General features: G+C 56.3%; 16 protein-coding genes. 9 read left to right on the forward strand and 7 right to left on the reverse strand.

Features of this window, described 5'->3' with window-relative positions; genetic code table 11:
• The first annotated feature begins 125 nt into the window (after positions 1 to 125).
• The 9 genes from KG007_RS12875 to KG007_RS12915 all read left to right on the forward strand — a co-directional run bounded on the left by KG007_RS12875 (position 126) and on the right by KG007_RS12915 (position 11,492).
• Positions 126 to 1,145: a LacI family DNA-binding transcriptional regulator gene (locus KG007_RS12875; protein WP_213349387.1), complete on the forward strand. Its 1,020-nt coding sequence runs from the start codon at positions 126 to 128 to the stop codon at positions 1,143 to 1,145.
• 491 nt (positions 1,146 to 1,636) lie between these two features.
• Positions 1,637 to 3,085 carry a phosphodiester glycosidase family protein gene (locus KG007_RS12880; RefSeq protein WP_213349390.1) on the forward strand — a complete coding sequence of 483 codons (1,449 nt, stop codon included), beginning with the start codon at positions 1,637 to 1,639 and terminating at the stop codon, positions 3,083 to 3,085.
• 344 nt (positions 3,086 to 3,429) lie between these two features.
• Positions 3,430 to 4,533, forward strand: a complete 1,104-nt coding sequence (locus KG007_RS12885; protein ID WP_195461591.1) for a DUF4434 domain-containing protein — start codon at positions 3,430 to 3,432, stop codon at positions 4,531 to 4,533.
• Positions 4,534 to 4,540: 7 nt separating this feature from the next.
• Complete coding sequence (locus KG007_RS12890) at positions 4,541 to 5,935, forward strand: sugar porter family MFS transporter (protein ID WP_249413357.1); 1,395 nt, start codon at positions 4,541 to 4,543, stop codon at positions 5,933 to 5,935.
• A 58-nt stretch (positions 5,936 to 5,993) separates the two neighbouring features.
• Entirely contained in the window at positions 5,994 to 7,160 is a 1,167-nt protein-coding gene (locus tag KG007_RS12895; RefSeq protein ID WP_213349436.1) for an AGE family epimerase/isomerase, read from the forward strand.
• A 75-nt stretch (positions 7,161 to 7,235) separates the two neighbouring features.
• Complete coding sequence (locus KG007_RS12900) at positions 7,236 to 9,041, forward strand: FAD-dependent oxidoreductase (protein ID WP_213349394.1); 1,806 nt, start codon at positions 7,236 to 7,238, stop codon at positions 9,039 to 9,041.
• Between the two features lie 11 nt (positions 9,042 to 9,052).
• Positions 9,053 to 9,688 (forward strand): GDSL-type esterase/lipase family protein, encoded by a 636-nt coding sequence (locus tag KG007_RS12905; protein ID WP_213349397.1) that lies wholly within the window; start codon positions 9,053 to 9,055, stop codon positions 9,686 to 9,688.
• A 7-nt stretch (positions 9,689 to 9,695) separates the two neighbouring features.
• On the forward strand, positions 9,696 to 10,781 hold the full coding sequence (locus KG007_RS12910; RefSeq protein ID WP_213349399.1) for an SGNH/GDSL hydrolase family protein: 1,086 nt from the start codon (positions 9,696 to 9,698) through the stop codon (positions 10,779 to 10,781).
• A 12-nt stretch (positions 10,782 to 10,793) separates the two neighbouring features.
• Complete coding sequence (locus tag KG007_RS12915; RefSeq protein WP_213349402.1) at positions 10,794 to 11,492, forward strand: SGNH/GDSL hydrolase family protein; 699 nt, start codon at positions 10,794 to 10,796, stop codon at positions 11,490 to 11,492.
• An 88-nt stretch (positions 11,493 to 11,580) separates the two neighbouring features.
• Here KG007_RS12915 and KG007_RS12920 read toward each other — a convergent pair whose 3' ends face one another.
• The 7 genes from KG007_RS12920 to KG007_RS12950 all read right to left on the reverse strand — a co-directional run bounded on the left by KG007_RS12920 (position 11,581) and on the right by KG007_RS12950 (position 22,044).
• A complete protein-coding gene (locus KG007_RS12920) occupies positions 11,581 to 12,840 on the reverse strand; it encodes a hypothetical protein (protein ID WP_213349404.1) in 1,260 nt (419 codons plus the stop codon).
• Between the two features lie 23 nt (positions 12,841 to 12,863).
• Positions 12,864 to 14,609, reverse strand: coding sequence for a DUF4855 domain-containing protein (locus KG007_RS12925; protein ID WP_317194947.1), 1,746 nt, complete (start codon positions 14,607 to 14,609; stop codon positions 12,864 to 12,866).
• Between the two features lie 51 nt (positions 14,610 to 14,660).
• Positions 14,661 to 16,133 (reverse strand): DUF4855 domain-containing protein, encoded by a 1,473-nt coding sequence (locus tag KG007_RS12930; RefSeq protein ID WP_249413358.1) that lies wholly within the window; start codon positions 16,131 to 16,133, stop codon positions 14,661 to 14,663.
• Positions 16,134 to 16,148: 15 nt separating this feature from the next.
• Entirely contained in the window at positions 16,149 to 17,354 is a 1,206-nt protein-coding gene (locus tag KG007_RS12935; RefSeq protein WP_249413359.1) for a DUF4855 domain-containing protein, read from the reverse strand.
• Positions 17,355 to 17,379: 25 nt separating this feature from the next.
• The gene (locus KG007_RS12940; protein WP_231839868.1) at positions 17,380 to 18,570 is read right to left on the reverse strand and encodes a DUF4855 domain-containing protein; all 1,191 of its coding nucleotides are present in this window, start codon (positions 18,568 to 18,570) and stop codon (positions 17,380 to 17,382) included.
• A gap of 88 nt (positions 18,571 to 18,658) precedes the next feature.
• Complete coding sequence (locus tag KG007_RS12945) at positions 18,659 to 20,056, reverse strand: BT_3987 domain-containing protein (RefSeq protein WP_213349409.1); 1,398 nt, start codon at positions 20,054 to 20,056, stop codon at positions 18,659 to 18,661.
• A gap of 17 nt (positions 20,057 to 20,073) precedes the next feature.
• Positions 20,074 to 22,044 carry a RagB/SusD family nutrient uptake outer membrane protein gene (locus KG007_RS12950; protein WP_249413360.1) on the reverse strand — a complete coding sequence of 657 codons (1,971 nt, stop codon included), beginning with the start codon at positions 22,042 to 22,044 and terminating at the stop codon, positions 20,074 to 20,076.
• Positions 22,045 to 22,049: the final 5 nt, after the last annotated feature.

The following is a 22,049-nucleotide window of genomic DNA, read 5'->3' on the forward strand; positions in this document are numbered from 1 at the left end:
TGTTTGCGCTTATCGTTTGCGCAAATATAATTACTTTTTGGAAACCTCCAAAATTATTTTGTTATTTTTCTTTCCTTTTTCGATATTTTTCATACATTTGTCATGGGTGAACTGAAAATAAAACAATGAAAAAAGAAACTCTTGTTAGCATCGCCGAACGTTCCGGATGTTCGATTTCCACTGTTTCGCGTGTCCTGAGCGGCAATGCGGCCAAATACCGCATCAGCCAGCGCACCGTGGCGCGCGTGATGGAGGAGGTCAAACGCTGTAACTATACGCCCAGCCTGCTGGCAAAGGGTTTGCGCACAAATCGTACCGATACGATCGGCCTGCTGATTCCGAATATCGAAAACTCGTTTTTTGCCAATGTTGCGGGCGTGGTGATCCGCGAGTCGCGCAATTATAACTATAAGGTGGTGGTGGTCGACACGCAGGAGGACGAGCGTAACGAGCAGGACGGATTGTCGGCCCTGCTGGCGCGGCGTGTGGATGGAATCATCGCTGCGCCGTGCGGCAACGACGCTGCGCTGTTCGCAAGCGTGCAGGAGGGCGGCATGCCGTTGGTGTTGATCGACCGCTACCTGCCCGATGCCGGGATGCTGTCATACGTCACGACGGACAACTACCGCGGCGCGGTGATGGCGGCCGAATACCTGCTGGAGAACGGCCACCGCCGCATCGCCTGTATTCAGGGTACGCCTCATTCGATGCCCGTGCGGGACCGCGTGCGCGGATTCGGCGATACGCTGCGTGCACACGGGCTGGGCGATCGGATCGTGGTGACGGGCGAAGATTTTTCCGTACAAAACGGTTATCTGGAGACCAAACTGGCGCTGGCCCAGGCCGAGCGGCCTACGGCGATCTTCGCGCTGAGCAACCTGATCCTGCTCGGGGTGGTGAAGGCGGTCCACGAATCGGGCCTGCGGATTCCCGACGATATTTCTGTCGTTTCGTTCGACGACAACATGCTTTTCAACTACCTCGACCCGGCGATCACCTGCATCGGGCAGCCCACGGACGAGATCGGCACGCTGGCTGTGAAACTGCTTATCCGCGCCATCCGCGAACCCGGTGCGGCGCCTTCGCACCTGCACCTGCCGCCGTCGCTGATTATCCGGCGTTCGGTGCGCAACCTGCTGTTATAGAAAATAAAAACGGGAACCTTGCAAGGTTCCCGTTTTTGTTTTCCGGCCTGTCGCCGGCTCTCTTTTGTTTATAGGCCGTGCGGAAAACGGGGATGTCCGTACGGACATCCCCGTTGCATGTGTTGTGTCTCTTCATTCTTCTGTTTTTCGGCAATAATGTTTTGCGGAAATAAAATTTCTGCGAATGGCCTTTCATGGTTGTTATGTGATTTTGCCAAGTGTCGGCTTGATGGGTGTGATATTTTCGGGTAATTCTGCCATTTGGATAAATATGTTTATTTATTTTATTCAAAATTGAATAATTGATAAAAATAATTACTATGTTTGTGTGTCAAAGGTGTTACATTTTTGTTTCAAAATGAATAAATGTTGTTTTGAGGACATCGAAAAGATGTAGCGCCGTTGCCAATGAAAAAACTTATAGCGAAAGGGGACCTGAAACTACATACTATTAAAACGTCAAACCTTCTGTAACCTAAAAACCTTTAATTATGAAAAGACATTTTAGTCTGATGACTTTATTGCTCGGCCTCCTGGTAGGGGGAGGGCTCGCTTCGTGTTCGGATAAGGACGGCGGTGAGGGCGATTCGAAAGAGATTGCCAATCCGATTGCGTCTGTCGTGGCGGTCGACGGCTCTAAAACAGCCAATGCCGTGATTTCCGATGCCGACAAAACCATCAAATTCGCATTCGAGGAGTTGTCCGACCTGACCAGTGTGTCGGTTACGATCAACATGACCAAGGGTGCGCTTCTGAAAACCCCGGGCAAAGCCACTTCGACGCTCAATCTATCGGCTCCTTATTCGGTCGTACTGCACAACGGCGTGAAAGAGGTGACCTATACGATGACGGCGACGCCTAAAGAGATCCTCCAGCCGGTTGTTGGGGCTAAGGTCGGTGACACCGACGCGGTGGTCGAAGGTCAGCTCATCACGATCGGCTACAAACCCGAGATGGAGATCAACGCCATGACGTTCGATTTCAGCCTGTTGAGCGGCGCCTCCGTTAAGTCACCCGCCGACAAGACGTTCAACCTCGAACTCGAGGACGGCAAACTGGTGGTTACCTATCAGGGTGAAGACTACAACTATACCGTCAAGGTGAAAGATTATGCAGATCCGCTGCTGAGCAAGGGCTGGACGAACGTGACTTCGTCCTACGGCACGCTTCCCAACTACATCAAAGTTTACAAGAACGAAGACCTGCTCAACAATGCAGCCACCAAGAGCATCGGTTACATCGCAATCATGTCGCCGGGCAAATCGACGATGGGAGCGCTCGGAGCCGGCAAGGATAACAAGAAATCGATTTATACCTTTGCTTCGGAGGAACCCTCCTGGAATGTCCTGCTGGTCGGCATCGAATCTACGGCAGACCCGCTGATCTTCCGCGGCGGACAATTCGTGCAGGAAGGCGCGCTTTATCCTTTCGGCACGCTGGGGCAGGACAGCAAGGGTGTGTACAAGATGGCCTGGTCGCAGAAATTCGATGACAAACTCTATGCGTTCCCCTACAAGCCGGGTTCGACCTATGTCGAGCGGAAAAAGGAGGAAGGAACGGTCTGGGACGCGCAGAATGCAGCTTCCGGCCTGTTGATGATCTTGTGGGACGGACAAATCCAGACTGCCGACGAGATGATCTGCAATACGGGAATCAACTGGGGTTATCCCACCGATGTCAACCGGTATGCGACCTCGTCGATAGGACTTACTCCTCACGGTAAGGTGATCGCATTCTGCGGACAGCAGATCAACGGAAGCGTGGGCCTTACGATTCCGGAAACGGCGCAGGTCATGAAGGATACGGGCTGCGCTTCGGCCATCGTATTCGAACGGTCCAGCTCGCCCGATATGCTCATCAACGGTCAGAAGACCGTGGATAACTCCAAAGGGTCTGTGGAAGCGTCGAAGAAAGTGCAGGGCGCTTTTGGATTCAAGTAGCGGAGAAAACGGCGGCATATTCGCTGGCCGGTAAATTTTCTGTACCCGGGACGGCTTTTCGGCTGTCCCGGTTTTTTATCGTGATCGCACCTGCGCAGGCGCGGAGCGGACCGGTATCGCCGATCGGGACCGGCAAAATCGGCTGACGGAAGTCGGTATGCACTCCGGTTTTTCTTAGGATGACACGCCGAACTCCGGTTGCCTGTGCTAAACGTATTTATTTTTGCTCGATCGTGAATTTTAAAGGCAAAAGGTTGCTTCATTGTAAATAAATTAATTATATTTGCATTGTAGAGTGATAAAATTTACTTTATTTTGAGTGTGCGATAAAATTGGAACCCAATATGAAAACCTCGACCCGCAGGAATTTCCTGAAAAAAATTGCCATTACTGCCGCCTCGGCGGTTGCCGTACCTGGGCTGGTCAAGGCGTCTGAAAACCTCGGAACCGCAGAGGCCGAATCGGCGGAGGCGTTCCCGGGCCCGGGCGGTCTGATTGTCCCCAAAGGGAACGGATTACAGATTTCGGGAACATTCCTGGATGAGATTTCCCACGATATTCCCCACCAGAACTGGGGCGAGAAGGAGTGGGACGCCGACTTCCGCTACATGAAAGCCGTCGGCATCGATACCGTGATCCTGATTCGCTCGGGATACCGCAAGTTCATCACCTATCCGTCGCCCCACCTGCTCGGGCAGGGATGCTATATGCCCTCGGTCGACCTGGTCGATATGTACCTGCGTCTGGCCCAGAAATATGGTATGAAATTCTATTTCGGCCTCTACGACTCGGGACGGTACTGGGACACGGGCGACATGTCGAGTGAAGTCGAGCATAATAAATACGTCATCGACGAGGTCTGGAGGATGTACGGTGAAAAGTATCGGAGTTTCGGCGGCTGGTATCTGAGCGGCGAGATCAGCCGCAGTACCAAAGGCGCTATCGGGGCGTTTCGTGCCATGGGCAGTCAGTGCAAAGCGGTTTCCGGCGGACTGCCGACCTTCATTTCCCCGTGGATCGACGGCAAGAAAGCCGTTATGGCGAGCGGCAGCCAACTGACCAAGGAACAGGCGGTGTCGGTCGAGCAGCACGAGAAGGAGTGGAGCGAGATTTTCGACGGGATTCACGACGTGGTCGATGCCTGCGCCTTTCAGGACGGACACATCGACTACGACGAACTGGACGCTTTCTTCTCCGTCAACAAGAAGATGGCCGATAAATACGGTATGCAGTGCTGGACCAACGCCGAGTCGTTCGACCGCGATATGCCGATCAAATTCCTGCCGATCAAATTCGACAAACTGCGCATGAAACTCGAAGCGGCCAAGCGCGCCGGGTACGACAAGGCGATCACCTTCGAGTTCTCGCACTTCATGAGTCCGCAGTCGGCCTATTTGCAGGCCGGACACCTCTATGACCGTTACAAAGAGTACTTCAATATCAGGTAGCCTTACTATGAAATCACAGACAAACACAGGCTACGTTGCGTTCCTCTCGGTCGTAGCCGCTATCGGCGGAATCCTGTTCGGATACGATACCGCAGTCATTTCGGGAACCGTGACCGGGGTTTCGGCCCAATTCGGACTCGACGCCATGCAGCAGGGATGGTTCGTCGGCTGTGCGCTCGTCGGTTCGATCGGCGGCGTTGCGGTGGCCGGCATCCTCAGCGACCGTTTCGGCCGCAGGATGACGATGCTTATCTCGGCCGTATTCTTTACCGTATCGGGCATCGGCTGCGCCCTGAGTCCCGATTTCGCGCAGTTGGTCATTTACCGCATCATCGGCGGGGTGGGTATCGGCGTCGTGTCGATCGTCTCGCCGATGTACATCTCGGAGGTCGCCGTAGCGCGCTGGCGCGGTACGCTCGTGTCGCTCTACCAATTGGCCATCACGATCGGGTTCCTGGGAGCCTATCTGGTCAATTTCCTGATCCTGCGATCGGCCGAAACGGCCGTCTATTCATCCGCCCTGATGCAGAAAATCCTGGTAACGGAGATGTGGCGCGGCATGTTGGGAAGCGAAACGCTTCCGGCGCTTCTCTTCTTCATCGTCATCTTCTTTATCCCTGAAAGTCCGCGCTGGCTCGTGCTGCGCAACTGCGACGCACGGGCCCATACCGTTTTGGAGCGTATCTACCGCTCTTCGGAAGTCGCCTCGGCGGAGATCGCGGCCGTGCGCGCCGCCGGATCGCAGCAGACAAAGTCGGAATGGCGTATGCTGTTCGCTCCGGGTATCCGCAAGGCGGTTCTGATCGGCGTGTTTATTGCTGTGCTGGGGCAGTTCATGGGGGTCAATGCGGTGCTCTACTATGGTCCGACGATTTTTGAGAACGCCGGCCTTTCGAGCGGGGACTCGCTTTTTTCGCAGATACTCGTGGGGATGGTCAATATGCTGACTACGGTTCTGGCACTGGTGATTATCGACCGTGTGGGGCGCAAAAGTTTGGTATACTGGGGCGTGTCGGGCATGATCCTGTCGCTGGTCTGCATCGGGCTCTACTTCCTGTGGGGAGCGGCATGGGGTGTGTCCAGTACGTTCCTGCTGATCTTCTTCCTGGCCTACATCTTCTGCTGCGCGGTGTCGATCTGCGCCGTAATCTGGGTGCTGCTTTCGGAGATGTATCCCACCCGCATCCGCGGGCTGGCGATGTCGATCGCCGGACTCGCCCTGTGGATCGGCACTTACCTGATCGGCCAGTTGACGCCGTGGATGCTCGAAAACCTCACCCCCGCAGGTACGTTCTTCCTCTTCGCCGCCATGTGCGTTCCTTATATCCTGATTATCTGGAAGGCCGTTCCCGAAACCACGGGGCGCTCGCTCGAAGAGATCGAAAAGTACTGGCAGAAATAGTTTACCAATGTTTTCATCGCGGTTTTAACAACCTCGAAATTAACCGAATAGTAATATGATGAATTTTCAAGAATTAGCCGATCAATATAAGTCGGAGTTGCTGGACAGTGTGTTGCCCTTTTGGCTCGAGCACTCGCAGGATGAACAGTACGGCGGTTATTTCACCTGCCTCGATCGTGACGGAAGCGTCTACGACACGGATAAATTCATCTGGCTGCAGGGCCGTGAGGTGTGGATGTTCTCGATGCTTTACAACCAGGTGGAACAACGCAGGGAGTGGCTGGACTGTGCGGTTCAGGGCGGCGAGTTCCTCCGGAAATACGGGCATGACGGCGATTACAACTGGTACTTCTCGCTCACGCGCGACGGACAGCCGATCGTCGATCCCTACAACATCTTTTCCTATACCTTCGCCACGATGGCTTTTGCGCAGTTGGCCAAAGCGTCCGGCAACGAAGAGTACGCCCTGATTGCCAGGAAGACCTTCGACCGGGTGCTTGAAAAGCGCTCGAATCCCAAGGGCAAATGGAGCAAGGGCCACCCCGGCACGCGTCCGATGAAGGACTTTGCGCTGCCGATGATCCTGTGCAACCTCTCGCTCGAAATCGAGCACCTGATCGATCCGAAGCTCATCGACCAGATTGTCGAAACCTGTCTGCACGAGGTGCTGGACGTGTTTTATCAACCCGACCTGGGGCTGATCGTCGAGAATGTCTCGGCGGCGGACAATTCGCTGGTGGACTCGTTCGAGGGGCGTTCGATCAATCCCGGACACTCGCTCGAAGCCATGTGGTTCATCATGGACCTGGGTAAGCGGCTCAACCGTCCCGAACTGATCGACAAAGCCGTGAAGATCGCGTTGTCGACCATCGAATACGGCTGGGACAAGGAGTACGGCGGCATCTTCTACTTCATGGACCGGCTGGGCCATCCCCAGCAGCAGCTCGAATGGGACCAGAAACTGTGGTGGGTGCATATCGAGTCGGCGATCACGATGATCAAAGGCTACCGGATGACGGGCAACGAAGCGTGCCTGGCCTGGTTCGGGAAACTGCACGAATATATGTGGACACACTTCAAAGATTCCGAATACCCCGAATGGTTCGGCTACCTGAACCGCCGCGGCGAGGTGCTGCTTCCGCTCAAGGGCGGCAAATGGAAGGGATGCTTCCACGTCCCGCGCGGCATGTACCAGATATGGCAAATTCTGGAACAGTGCGAGTAGGCGGGCCTGTATACAAATTCAATTCACTCGCGGCCCGAACCTGAGCCGCGAGTTTCATTCGTAAAAGTCAAAAGCATGAAACGTACAGGATTCCTTCTCGCGGCCGTATTGGTCGTAACCGTCGCTTTCGCACTGTCGGCAGCCGCCAAAACCACCCGTCGGGTGGTCGATGTCCTGATTATCGGCGGTACGACATCCGGCACGACAGCGGCCGTTGCCGCGGCGCGGCAGGGGGTGACGACGCTCGTCGTCGAATCCACGCCGATGCTCGGCGGAATGTTTACGGCGCAGGGCGTTCCGGCCGTCGACGGCAATGCCAATCTGCCTTCGGGCTTGTGGAATGAATTCCGCGAGGCGCTCCGGGCCCATTACGGAGGAGCCCCGGCTCTGGCTACCGGATGGGTGAGCAATACGCTCTTCGAACCCCATGTCGCCGACAGTATTTTCAAAGCCATGGCTGCGGCCGAACCGGCGTTGTCGGTCGAGTACGGATTCCGCCCCGTGAAGGTATTCAGGCGCGGCCGTAAAGTCACCGGGGCGCGGTTCGTCGACAAAGCCGGCAACAGGCTGGAGGTTTCGGCCGAAGTCACCGTCGACGCCACCGACCTGGGCGACGCGCTTCCCCTGAGCGGTACGCTTTACCGGTTGGGAATGGATTCGCGCGGCCTGACGGGCGAGTCGCTGGCCCCGGAGAAGGCCCGCAATATCGTACAGGACCTGACGGTCACTGCGATTCTCAAGGACTACGGCCCCGGGACCGACAGGACGATCCCGCGCCCCGAGGGCTACGATCCCGCGGAGTTCTCCGGTTGTAATGCGACGGCTGTCGGCGATCCGATTCCGCCCGAAATGGTGATTACCTACGGTCGCCTGCCCAATGGCAAGTACATGATCAACTGGCCGACCAAGGGCAACGACATCTACCTCAATGTCGTCGAACTGCCGTATGAACGGCGCGAAGCCGCGTTGCGTCCGGCGCGTGAAAAGACGCTGCGTTTCATTTATTACATCCAGACCGAACTGGGATACCGCAACCTGGGTATCGCCGACGACGAATTCGACACTCCCGACGGACTGGCCTATCTGCCTTACCATCGCGAGGGACGCCGGGCGGAAGGGGTCGTCATGCTGACTTTCGACGACGTGATGGCACGTTACGACCGGCCTGCGCCGCTTTACCGGACGGGTATTTCGGTAGGCGACTACCCGGTGGACCATCACCACAAATGCCGTCCCGACGTTCCCGGCATCGCATTCCTGCCCGTGCCGTCGTTTTGTGTTCCGGCGGGAGTGATGATTCCGGCCCGAACCGACAATCTTATCGTTTCGGACAAAGCGATCTCGGTCTCGAACCTGATCAACGGGTCGACGCGCGTGCAGCCCGTCGTCATGCTTACCGGACAGGCCGCGGGGACGCTGGCGTCCCTTGCGGTCAAGGCCGGCTGTACGCCCCGCGAAGTCCCCGTACGGCGGCTTCAGGCTGCCTTGCTGGCCCAGAAAGCTTATCTTCAGCCGCTCTATGACGTGAAGCCCGACGATCCGGATTTCGGGTTGTTGCAGCGTATCGCTTCCACGGGCATCCTGCGCATGACGGGCGAACCCTACCAGTGGGCGAATCGTTCGTGGTTTTACCCCGAGCGGACGGTATCGGTCGGGGAATTTACGCTGGGGTTGCACGACTATGCCCCGCAGATCGCGGTCGAGGACGACCCGGCGCCCCTCACGGCGGCTTCGGCGGCTGACCTGCTCCGCAGGGCCGGCGGACGGATTGCCCCGAGCGCCGATACGACGCCCCTGACCCGGCGCGAAGCGGCCCGCATGGTCGACGAGGCGCTGCATCCGTTCGAGCGGGACATCGATTTTGAAGGAAATCTCAAATAAACCATCCGATCATGAAAAAAATGATTTTTTTACTGCTGGCCGCCCTGCTGACGACAGCCGTTTCTGCCCAGGACTACTACACGACCAAGCGCAATGTCGAGGAACTCGTGCCCGTAACGCGCCGTAATATCGTCATGCTCGGCAACAGCCTCACCGAACGCGGATTCTGGTCCGAGTATTTCCCGGATAAGCGGGTGCTCAACCGCGGTATCGGCGGAGACCGTATCGTCGGGATGCTCGCCCGCCTCGACCCCATCGTCGGAGGGCAGCCGCGCGCCATCTTTATTATGGCAGGAGTGAACGATCTGGTGTTCACGGATATCAGCAACGAAGACCTGCTCGGGCAGTATGAGCGGATGCTCGACATCATTGCGGACAAATCTCCCCGCACGAAGGTTTACATCCAGAGCGCACTGCCCGTCGACGAGTCGCGCGGCGAATCGCTCAAAGGCAAGAATGTCCGTATCGCCGAGTTCAACGCCCTGCTGCAAAAGGCCGCCGCAGCGCGCGGATTGCAATACATCGATATTTGGAGCAGCATGGCCGAGAACGGACAACTGCCCGAAAAATACCATTTCGACGGGATTCACCTCAAGGCCGACGGTTATCAAGTCTGGATCGACAAGATTTGTCCGTACGTAAAATAATCCGGCTATGAAAGTCCTGTTCTTTGCTGTCGCGCTGTTCCTGTCGGCCGGGGCCGGTGCGGCCGACGGCGGGCCGCGTTCCTGCCGGGCGGATTCGGAGCTGGTCCGCTTTGTAGGGCGTGCCGCCGGAGACGCCGCCGGCAGCCTGTCGTTCGATTGGAGCGGCAGCCATTTTTCGTTCCGTTTCGACGGTACGGCTTGCTCGATGCGCGCTTCGGACACCGGGTGTAACTACTACAATGTCTTCGTCGATGGCAAGCTCTATGGCACGGTGACGGTCGAGGGCGGGACCTCTGTCATCCCGCTTGCCGGAAAACTCCGCCGCGGACCGCACACCGTGACGGTTCAGAAGCGGACCGAAGCCGAGCAGGGGCGAACGACGCTCTACGCGATAGAGACCGACGGCAGGCTGCTGGCGCCGCCGCCCGCACCGGGGAGGTTGATCGAGTTTATCGGCGACTCGCATACCTGCGGTTACGGAACCGAGGGGCTGTCGCCCCGCGAGCCGTTTACGCCCCGGACCGAGAATTGCGACCTGGCCTGGGCCTGCATTACGGCCCGCTACTTCGATGCGGATTACGTGCTGATCGCTCATTCGGGACGGGGGATCGTGCGCAATTGGGGCGATCCGAAAGCGGCTTCGGAGATGACCATGACCGACCGCATGATGCGCACGTTCGACGAGGTCGCCGATTCCCGATGGGATTTTCAGGGCTATAAACCCGATATTGTGGTCATCAAGTTGGGAACCAACGATCTGAGTGCGGACATCGTGCCTTCGGAGCGTGTGTTCGGGAAGGCTTTCCGGCGCATGTGCGGCAATTTGCGTGAAAAATACGGCGACGTGCCGATCCTTTACGTCGTGCCGCAGGGCGCCGGGCCGTTTTACGATTTCGCCCGAACGATTATCAAGGGATTGAACGATAAGAACCTGCATTGTATCCTGCAATTCGACGAGATTCACGACATGGATGCAGATCTGGGAGCGGGCTATCACCCCAATTACCGCGGACACCGCAAAATAGCCGCGGCGGTAATTCCCTACATCGCAACGATCACCGGTTGGGAGATGCCGCTGCGGGCAATCGAATAAAATCAGCATAAGATGAAAAAACTATTGACTGTCGTTGCCGTACTTGCCGGCATTGTGATCTGCGCCGATGCGCATGCCCAGAATGACTGGGCCGGTTTTAGCAGGTTCGAACAGGCGAACCGGGAACAGCCTTCCGCGCCGAAAGCGGTTTTCATGGGCAATTCGATCACCGAGGGCTGGATCGGCAAACACCCCGGATTCTTCGCTTCGAACGGTTATGTGAGCCGCGGCATCAGCGGCCAGACGACTTCGCAGATGCTCGTGCGCTTCCGGGCCGATGTCATCGACCTGCATCCGCAGGTCGTGGTGATCTGCGGAGGTGCGAACGACATCGCTCAGAATAACGGCTATATCTCGCTGCCGCACATTTTCGGCAACATCGTTTCGATGGTCGAACTGGCGCGGGCGAACGGCATCGCTCCCATTCTCTGTTCGCTGCTGCCTGCCCGGGATTTCGGCTGGCACAAGGGGCTGGAACCCGCTCCGAAGATCATCGAGCTGAACCGGATGATTCGTGCCTATGCCGCGCAGGAGAAGATTCCCTATGTCGATTACCACACGCCGATGGCCGAGCCGGACGGGGGAATGATCGCCGCCTATACCGGCGACGGCGTTCACCCCACGGAGGCAGGTTACGATGTAATGGAGGCGATCGTGCAGCCGGTGATCGGCGCTGCGCTCAAACACACGGGATCCAAGCGTCATAAATAGCCTGCGGGCCGGTATCTGCACAAAGAAAGAGGTCGACGATTGCCGTCGACCTCTTTCTTTGGCTGTTCCCGGCAGGGGGGGCGCTCGGTCACTTGCAGAACGACAGGACGCATCCGCCGGCCTTATCGGCCGAAATCAGGAGCTTCCCGGCTCCGCCGGGCGTGATGCGGATTCCTCCGTTCGGGCCGATCGTTTCGTACTTCTCCGGATCGAGGTACGAAGGCAGCGTTATGCTTTTTTCACACGCTCTTTTGGTGTCGATGAAGACCGCCGGATATCCGTTCACCGCTCCTTCGTAGCACAGCATGTCGCCGTCGTCGGCAATCGGCGTTGCGAACCAGGTGTAAACGCCGCGCCAGTCGATCGCATCGCCGTTTTGGATCGGTTTGTTCGAAATCAGCTTGTGGTAACTTTTGCCGTAGGATGCACAGATGAACATTACGTCGGCATCTGCCAGCCAGCTATGGTCGCCCAACCCGTCCGGCAACAGATATGCCGACTGGTAAGCCTTTGTATTTTTCTCCACGAATCGTCGGAAATCGGGGTAGTCGGCTTTGGTGAATGACGATTCCCCGGCTGCGGGAGGGGGTGTCCAGTTGCTGTAAGCCCCGCCCGGCGTGGCGAAATGGGTCTTGTTCGCGAACATCGACTGCATGCCGTAGTAAATCGCTATCGTCACCGGATTTTTGCAGCAGAAATCGTGGCGTACCGTCACGTCGATGTTGTTGCGGAAGATCCGGTAGGTTGCGAACTCGTGGCACAGCTCATCGCGCAGTTCCTCCTCATTATTGGCGTTTTTGTACGGATGCGTCGGGTCGAGAATCACGTTTTCCGCCTCGATCGTTATTCTCTGCCGGCTCCATACGGCCTTGTCGCCTTCGAGGGGCTGCCCGTCCACCGTTATGCTGAAACTCTTGTTGTAGGCCGTCCGGGCCGTACGCTCCATGTATTTGTGGTTCGCTCCGCACCAGCCGCCGCCCTGGATATTGAACGGGCCGATATTGTCGCTGTAAGCCAGGTTGAGCACCTCGGCGGGTTCGCTTTCCGGGCGGGTCGTGGGCGTCCGGTCCGTATTGGGACGGGTTCCCACGCGGTAGAAGGTATAGACTTCGTTGAACAGGCAGCGCTTGAACCAGTAGAGGATATCCGTCGAAGCGTCCATTTTGGCCGAAATGTAGAGGTTGTCGCCCTGGCGCTTGACGTACATCATCTCGGAATAGGGGCGTTTGCCGTCGTCGGCATTGCCGCCGTTGCTGCCGTTCTCTTCGCCGGAACCTTTGTCGGCGCAGGCGGACGCAGGCAGGAGCAGACAGCAGATCAGCAGGCAGCGTAAAATTCGGTGTCTCATTTTTTTTCGTTTTTGGCGTGGCGTCACCGGACGAGCCTGAGGAATAGGTCGGGACGGTCGGTGGTGATGAAATCGAACCCGTTTTCGATCACCCACAACATTTCGACCGGGTTGTTCACCGTCCAGACGTTCGAAGCCATTTTCAGCCATTTGATCGAATGGAGCCACGTCGGATTGTTCTGGAAAACCCAGTAGTTGAAATCGCATCCCGTCATCCCCATTTTTTTCAGGTCTTCGGGCAGCGTGCCGCCGCCCAGGTACATGATCGGGGTTTTGGCCGGGGCCACGCGCACCAACTCTTTCAGCGCATGGAACGAGAACGAAATATAGGTTACGCGCTTTGCGAGTCCGTATTTGCCGATCATCTCCACGATCTTGCGGACCGCTTCGGCGTCGGCTTCGGGCGTAGCGTGGGGCTTGACCTCCAGTACCAGTTCGAGTTTCGTTTTCCGGGCGGCCTGCAGGTACTGTTCCAGCGTGGGGATTTTCTCGCCGTTCGCCAATTCGAGCGTCGTCAGTACGGTCGAGGGATTTTTCTCCATCTCATAGCTGCCGTGTTTGTCGTCGTGGTGGATTACCAGTTTGCCGTCCGCAGCCATCCAGACATCGAACTCCGCACCGTAGGCGCCCAGTTTGTCGGCGTTTAACAGCGAGGAAACGGAGTTCTCCGCCGAACCGTCGGTATGCCAGAATCCGCGGTGGGCCACCACGCGGGTTTTGTTTTTGACGGGCAATCCGTATTTCATCACCTGGCGCGTATAGATGATACGGGCCAGCCGGTCCATGATGACCTTGTCTTTGCGTTCGTTCGACTCGAAAAGCGTTAGTACACCGCGGTTGCCGCAGTAGTAGGCTACGGCCGATGCGTTGAAGACATCGTTCTTTTCGAACCGGTCGATATAGGCCAGCATCCGGTCATAGAACGTATCGGGGGCGGCAATGGTAGCCCGCTCGTCGAATTCGAACTCCATCGCCATGCCGTTTTTGCGGGCAACGGCGCAGGCTTCGTCCAGGCGGCTGTCGGGGATCGACTTGTTGAAGAAGTGGTTGGGCTGCTGATAAGCCACGTCGAATCCCAGGCGTTTCCAGTCCTCGTGGCCTTTGGCCTGCCAGTAGGGAATCCAGTAAAAAAGTTTCTTCTGCGCGTGGATATATTCGCTGAGCGGGACGGTCAGGTCGCCGCAATGGTTGGTGTCTTCGGCGACCCAATAGAAGCCCGAGAGCTCCAGGTGTTTGTACCCGGCTTTTTTGAACCGCGCGATCAGTTGGTCGATATACCATTTGGTCGCGGCGATCTGGTCTTCGTCTTTCGAGAAGTCCATCCTGCGGCCATCCAGTTCGCCCCAGTCTTTCTGGTCGCGCACGGCTTCGGGAAGTCCCAGCACGACCTTATGCCTGAACGCCGGTTTGCCGATCTCTGCGATCTGCTCGCCGATGCATCGGTCCAGCGCGGAAAGCGACTTGCCCTCGTCGAAGATGCGGTCCAGGAGCCACTCCCATTCGGGTTTGCGGGCAAATTCTTTCTCATACCCGACGGTGTAGCAGCGGCCCGAGCCGTTTTTGAATTCGAGGAACAGGAATCCGTCGAAAAGCCAATGTTTCGAACCGTCGAGGAATCGGTGTGCGACGTAGGGACGGAATTCGTCGACCGTCCAGTCCAGCCGGTGTTTCCCGCCCTGATAGATCAGCGCGAGGTCCTGAATGTCGGTCGTCTGGTAGTTTTGTGCGGCGGCAGTTCCGGAACTTCCGGCAAACAGTACCAAGCACACGGAAAATGCAAAGTATTTAAAGGCTTTCATAACAATATTGAACGTTGAATTTTATTTCCGCAGCGGATTCCCGGTCACGAACTGACAGAATTCGTGGTAGAGTTCCTGGTCCTTCTCGGCCGGAGACGCCCACAGGTCGTAGAACCCGTTGGTTCCGTGGTAGTAACTCAGCGGCTGTTTGCCGTAGATTCCCTCCGATTTGGCGTTGGACATATATTCCCGGAAGCGTTTTTTGTACACGTCGCAGTTGGGTTTTCCTTCCAGCAGCGCTTCGTCGAATTCGAATTCCATCGCCAGATTATTGGCTTTGATATCGGAAAAGAAGCGGGGAAGAGGGTGCTCGTTTTTATCGTCCCAGAAATGGTTGGGCTGCATGTAGGCGTAGTTGATACCGAAATCGGTCCACTTGTTATATCCTGAAGCCCGGTTGTAGGGAATCCAGCAGAGACATTCGTTGAGCGAGTTGAGGTATTCGGCAATAGGCGGAATAATCTCGTCCGACCGCTTCAGTTCATTGTTCCAGCCGTAGCTCGGCGTGGTGAGATCCTCCGAAATGATGTAGAACCCGGCCAGTTCGACATACTGGTAATTTGTTTCATTGAATTTCTTGCGCACCTGGTCGATATACCACTTGTAAACCGCTGTGCGGTCTTGGGCATTTTCAAAATTCATTGTGCGGCCGTTCAGTTCGCCCCAGTAGACCGTCGATGCGGATTCGTCGGCGTACTCCCTGTAAATGATCGGATCGGGCATGATCATGACGACCTTGCGTTTGGACGGCGGCGTTCCCATGCGTTGTGCGGCCTCTTTCACGGCCTCTTCGAGTGCATTTATACCGTTGTCCTTGTCGAACCAGTAGTCGATCAGCTCCTGCCATTGGGGCTTTGCCGCCGAAGTGAGTTTCAATCCCACCATATAGGAGTAGGGCTTGCTGTCGACGCTGCTGGTTACCTGGAACTCGATGGCCAGGAAACTGTCGAACAGCCAGTGCTCCTTTCCCTGCTTGTCGGTATAGGTGACGAACGGTGCGAACCGCTGCTTATCCCACCGGTAAGGCGTTCGGTGCGAACTGCCTCCGTAGCATAGCACCAGGTCCGAAAAGGAGAGGATTCCGCCGCGGCTCTGTTCCCAGGCGTACATCGTGGGGTCTGTCGCTTCGGTGGTGAATTTAACGGATTGCAGGGTTCCGAAGTCGCCTTTGTCGTTGCAGGCTACGGCGAAGACCGTGTAGGTCGTGAGTTTCGACAGCCCGTCGATTACGATCCTGTTGCCGGTGTAGGTTTTACCCTCGTCGAAGACCTGCCGGGCCGTCCGCGAGGATTCGTCGTTGGTCGCCGCGCACAGGATGCGGTAGTGCGAGGCGTTCACACTCTCTACGCGCAGAGTCACCGATGAGGCCGATGAGGTCAGTATCTTCATGCTCATCGCGGGCTGCAAACCCTCGTCCTCGCCGCTTTTGCCGTTGCTGCAACAGATGAATGAGACGCAGCACAGGAGCATTGTTATGAATCTTGTGGTTGTCATGCCGGTATCCGATTTTTATTTCCGCAATGGGTTTCCGATCACGAACTGACAGAATTCGTGGTAGAGTTCCTGGTCCTTCTCGGCCGGGGACGCCCACAGGTCGTAGAACCCGTTGGTCCCGTGATAGTAGCTCAGCGGCTGTTTGCCGTAGATTCCCTCCGATTTGGCGTTGGACATATATTCCCGGAAGCGTTTTTTGTACACGTCGCAGTTGGGTTTCCCTTCCAGCAGCGCTTCGTCGAATTCGAATTCCATTGCAAGGTCGTGCGCCTTGATATCGGAGAAGAACCGGGGAAGAGGCCGTTCGCCCTTGTCGTCCCAGAAATGGTTGGGCTGCATATAGGCGTAGTCGACGCCTACCTGTTTCCACCGTTTGTATCCCCCGGCGCGGTTGTAGGGAATCCAGCAGAGGCATTCGTTGAGGGCATGCAGGTACTCCGCAACCGGAGGAACAACCTCCTCCGACCGCTTCAGCTCGTGGTTCCAGCCGTCCTCGACCGCCGGCGATACGACGATCTCTTCCGAAATGATGTAGAACCCGGCCAGTTCGACGTATTGGTAGTTCGCTTCGTCGAATTTCCGGCGTACCTGGTCGATGAACCATTTGCAGGCGTCTACGCGGTCTTTGCCGACCGAAAAGTCCAGCTCCCGGCCGTTCAGTTCGCCCCAGTAGACCGTCGATTCGTTCGTCTTGTCGTAGAGTCTGTATATGACCGGATTGGGGAAGCTGAAAATCACTTTGCGTTTGGACGGCGGCGTTCCCATGCGTTGCGCAGCCTCTTTCACGGCCTCTTCGAGCGCATTTATACCGTTGTCCTTGTCGAACCAGTAGTCGATCAGCTCCTGCCATTGGGGTTTTCCGGCCGAAGTGTAGCCCCGGTGTCCGACTTCGTAGGCATAGGTATATCCCAACTGGAATTCGAGACAAAGGAAACTGTCGAACAGCCAATGTTCCTTTCCCTGTTTGTCGGTATAGGCGACAAACGGCGCAAACCGCTGTTCATCCCACCTGTAAGGCGTCCGGTGCGTACTGCCTCCGTAGCACAGCACCAGGTCCGAAAAGGAGAGTATCCCGTTGCGGTCCTGCTCCCAGGCATACATCTCGGGGTCCGCCGCTTCGGTGGTGGCTTGGCGGGTTCGCTGCGCTCCGAAGGCGCTCTTGCTGCAACAGAAGAATGAAACGCAGCACAGGAACATCGTTAAAAATCGTTGGGTCGTCATTGTGTATTTTGTCGTTATTGGGTTTTTATTTCGGTTGTTGCCGCAGCGGATTCCCGATCACGAACCGGCAGAGTTCGTGGTAGAGTTCCCGGTCTACCTCGTCCGGGGATGCCCACAGGTCGTAGAATCCGTTGGTCCCGTGGTAATAGGCGAATGGCTTGGTTCCGTATATGTTCCGCTTTTTTGCATATTCCATGTAGCTGCGGAACCGCTTCCGGAAGGCTTCGCTTCCCTCCCGGGCGTGGAGCAGCGTAGGCTCGAACTCCAACTCCATCGCCATGTCGTATTGCGCGATCTGGTCGAAGATTTTCTCCATGTCGTGCTCTGCTTTCCAGTAGTAGTTGGGTTGCAGATAAGCCTGGTCGAATCCGAATGTCGGCCACACGTCGTAGCCGCGCGAACCGTAATACGGAATCCAGTTGAAACTGTAATTCAGGCGGTGAAGGTAGTCGGCGACGTGCGGCAGCAGAATGTCCGAACGTGTCAGGAAGTAACTGTACGCCGTATCCTGCGGCCGGGTTACGATCTCGCGCAGCCAGTAAAAACCGGCCAGTTCGACATATCGGTAATTTCCGGCTGCAAATGCGGCACGCACCCGGTCGATATACCATTTGCAGGCGGCGAGGCGGTCCTCGTTTTTGCTGAAATCGAGCCGGCGGCCGTCCAGTTCGCCCCAATAGGTCGTCGAAGAGGTCGTGTCGATGTAGTGTTCGTAGATCACCGGATCCGGGAGGACCATGATCACGCGGCGTTTGGCCGGGGCATTGCCCAACCGTCCTGTGGCCTCTTTGACGGCTTTATCCAGTGCATCCACACCGTTTCCCGGCCTGAAATAGTAATCGATCAGTTCCTGCCACTGCGCTTTTCCGGCTGAGACGCCCGTGTCGCGAAGTTGGCCTGTTTCAAACGCATATCGGGCATTGTCGGGGCGGTTGGTGTCCTGGAATTCCAGGAAAATGAATCCGTCGAAAAGCCAGTGTTCCCGGCCTGCCGGATCGGTGTAGGTGACCAGCGGCGCCAACCGGGCCTGATCCCATAAATAAGGAGTCCGGTGGTGGCTGCCACCATAACACAAAATGGCGTCGGTCGTAGTCGCAAGGCTTTTCCGAGCCTCTTCCCACGGATAGCGTTTAACAACGCGCGTGCCGGTGCACGATGTCGCCAGGAACCCCATCGCCACAGCCAATACCAGTGCAACGAAATATAACTTACGCAAAATGAGTCGTGTTTCATGTTGTACGAATTAATCCCGCTGTGAAATTTTTTCAGACTCACAACGGGATTAATTTATTGAAAATCAGTCGTTAGAAGCCCATGCCCTGAACGTCGGCCAATTTACCGCGTCCATTCAGATAATCGCCCGTTTGCGGATTCTCTGGTTTTAGGATTATGAACTTCAGGTAACGACCGGCGATCATCGTCTTAACTGGATAATCATAAGTCTCGATCGTGCCGGTCCAGCCTTTGAAATCGCGCTTCCCGTCGGCGACGAGTGTCCACTGCGTACTTGCCCCGTTATACTTGTCTGCTATGTAGATTTCGTATTCGCGGTAGTTGCCCTGGTGAGTCGTATAGTCGCTGATCAGGAACTTGGTAAACACGCGGGCCTTGCCCATATCTACGACAAAGGTCATCGGGAATGAGATGGGGCCGTTGTCCCACGAGGAGATCCATTCGCCGCCGGCGGTCAATATGCCGTCGAACAATTTGTTCGCAGTATATCCTAATGCCCATGCAGGAGCGTTAGGATCCTTGCCATAGCAGTTGTTTTCACCCTCGAGTAACGTCCACGGGCCTTTCACATCTCTGTTGAAAGATACGGGCACGTACATGACGGAGCGGCTGATGCCGATGGCCTCGTTCGACAGCGACTTGATGCGTACGGGTACGAGATACTGATTCTCGTCGACCGCCTTGAGTTCGTTGCCGTTGAACAATTTTTCGGAGAGAATCTGGAGGCTGAACGCCGTCGAAGATTTGCCGGCCTCGAGCTGTGACGATGTCGCGGCCAGCGAAACCAGGTCTGCGGGAGCGGCCTTGTAGTCGGTTCCGTTCGCGTCGTTATAAGCGGTGATCAGGCTGTTGTCGATTTCGTAGTCGACGGTAATATCCATCACCGAGATCGGGTTGTCGATGGTGACGGGGCCTTCGTAGACCGCGGTTTCGCGCGAAGCGGCCGGGCTGAACACGGGCGCTACATCCGCTTCCATGCCCAGGTGCGACCATGCCATGCTGACGATCATTACCTTGCGGGCTTCGGGAACCTCCAGCGCGTTGTTGTCGACGGATAATTCGATTGCGACGGCATAGTTTCCTTCTCCGAGCGAATTGATGTTCTCGTCGTCCCAGGTTACCTTAACCGTCTTGCGGATATCCTTTTCGGAGAACTTGATCGCCGGAGAGAATGTCACGTAGTTTGCCGGCAGGGCCTTGTAGTCCGTGCCGTTGGCCGTATTGTACGCTTCGAGCGCAGCTTCCGAAACCTCCAGCCGCGCCGTAGCGCCGGTTTGTCCCTTGCCGCTCTTAATGACGGTCAGATCACATTCTTCATTATACAGGGCTACATTGATAAGCTGGTTGTCTGTCGCGAGAAATGAGATCGTATCGTCTACCATGTAGTTGTTGCGCTCATCCTTGCAGGCGACCATGGCGGTCGATGCGATCAGGGCTGCAAACAACAGTTTCCACATATTTATTTTCATATCACATCAAGCGTTAGTTAAAATCCGTAATTCTGGGTCATATTGGTCATCTCGGCCAACTGAGCGGCACCGATGGGATACAGATAGTCCTTGTCCTGGAAAACATAGGTGCTGATTCTGAGCTCGTTGTTTACGCGCTGGTAAGAATCTTCGTAGTTTGTCGCAGTCAGGTGCAGCGTCCAGGGAGTGCCCGGGTATTCGTCCTTGGCGATCATCCAGCGGCAGGCGTCGTAGTGGCGTTTTGCCTCCAGTCCGAATTCGACCATGCGCTCTTTCTGGATACACCAGCGCAGCAATTCTTTGTTGCCCTTGATTTCGGGGTATGCCTCCTCGATATCCTTCAGTCCGACCCGGTTGCGTACCTTGTTCAGGTAAAGGAGGGCTGCGGTTTCGTCGCGCTGCGGTTTCTCGTTGCAGGCCTCGGCGTAGTTCAGGTAGACCTCGGCCAGGCGGAATGCGGGATACACGTACTTGATTGCTTTGTACATGTCGTATTCGTCGTTGAGCGAATAGTCGGGTTTCAGCAGCCGGCGCCAGGTATAACCCAGGCGGTTGGCGTCCGAAGTGGCGGAATACCTCGACGTGCACTCCGCGTTGTCATAGCAGGTGAACCGGTTCGGGAACGTCTTGTTGGGCCAGTAGAATCCGTTGGGAACCAGGCAGGCGTAGAAGCGCGGATCGCGTCCGACGCAACTGTTGTGCGCCTTGAAGGGAGGGGCCCAGTCGGCGTCGGCCGGCTGCTTGTAGTTTTCGGTGAATCCCGTTGCCTGGTATCCCGATTGGGGATCGACGATCGGTTTCGACAGGTCGTTCTGGCCCTGGTAGCCGGTAACCGGGTAACGTCCGGTTTCCCACATGGGATAGGTGTCGATCAGCTTGAGCGACGGGGCGATGCCGCCGTATCCGCCGCGGACACCCAGTGTTTCCAGTGCGTTGGGCGGCATGGCCGGGCCGATCTGCCCGCCGGTGGGACCGAAGTATTCGTAACCCTTGGTCGTCCGGAACCACCATCCCCAGATCGTTTCGCTGTTCCAGTTGTCGAACATGACTTTCTGATACGATGCAACGCCTTTCTTGAACGGATCGGTCTGTGTATTGTCCTCGCACAGGCTGTACATGCCCAGGTCGATCACATCCCATGCTGCCTGTGCCGCAGCTTCCCATTTGGAGTCGTCTTTGGTCTGCGGAAAGAGGAATTCGCCGCGCATGTTCTTCATCTTGCCGACATAGAGGTCGCAGCCGTTGTAGAGCGGCGATGCGGCGAAGAGCAGGACGCGTGCTTTCAGGGCCAGCGCGGCTCCCCGCGTAACGCGTCCGACAAAACTTGCCTCCGGTTCTCCGATATCGGACATCCGCAGCGGCAGGTCGTTCTTGATTGCGTCCAACTCGCCGACGATGAAATCGATATTCTGGTCCACCGTCATGCGGTCGATCGTCGAACCCATGATAGTTTCGTCCGGCATCTGGTCGCCCCAGATGTAAACCGGACCGAACTGACGGAACAGGCAGAAGTAGTAGAATGCACGCAGGAACCGGGCTTCGGCCTTCATGGCCTTGATTTTATCGGGGCTCTCGCCTTTGTTCAGATCGACGTATTTGAGGAACGTCGAACACTGGTTGATCGCCACGTAGTTCTTTCTCCAGAAGTTGTAGTAAGCCGCGTCGGCTGTTACCAGGTCGCCTCCGGTCCCGTTGACCGTACCGCTGCTGTAACTGCCGGTTTTGATCTGAAGGTAGTTCACCCACTGGAAGAACGAGTACTGGGCTTCGTCGGAGCGCGGAACTACCCAACCCTCGCTGCCTACGATCTCTTCCTCCATCGGAATGTAGGAGTAGATATGGGCGAGATACTTTTTGGTGCCGTTTGTCGTGCTGAATATATCCTCGATATTGGGCTGGTCGTCCAGTTTTACGTCGAAATACGATTCACAGGAGGTCGATGCCAGGGAAAATACCAGGATAGCACACAATATTCGCATTTGTTTCATAATAG

Source organism: Alistipes montrealensis (assembly GCF_018362775.1).
In the GTDB taxonomy this organism is placed as follows: Bacteria; Bacteroidota; Bacteroidia; order Bacteroidales; family Rikenellaceae; genus Alistipes; species Alistipes montrealensis.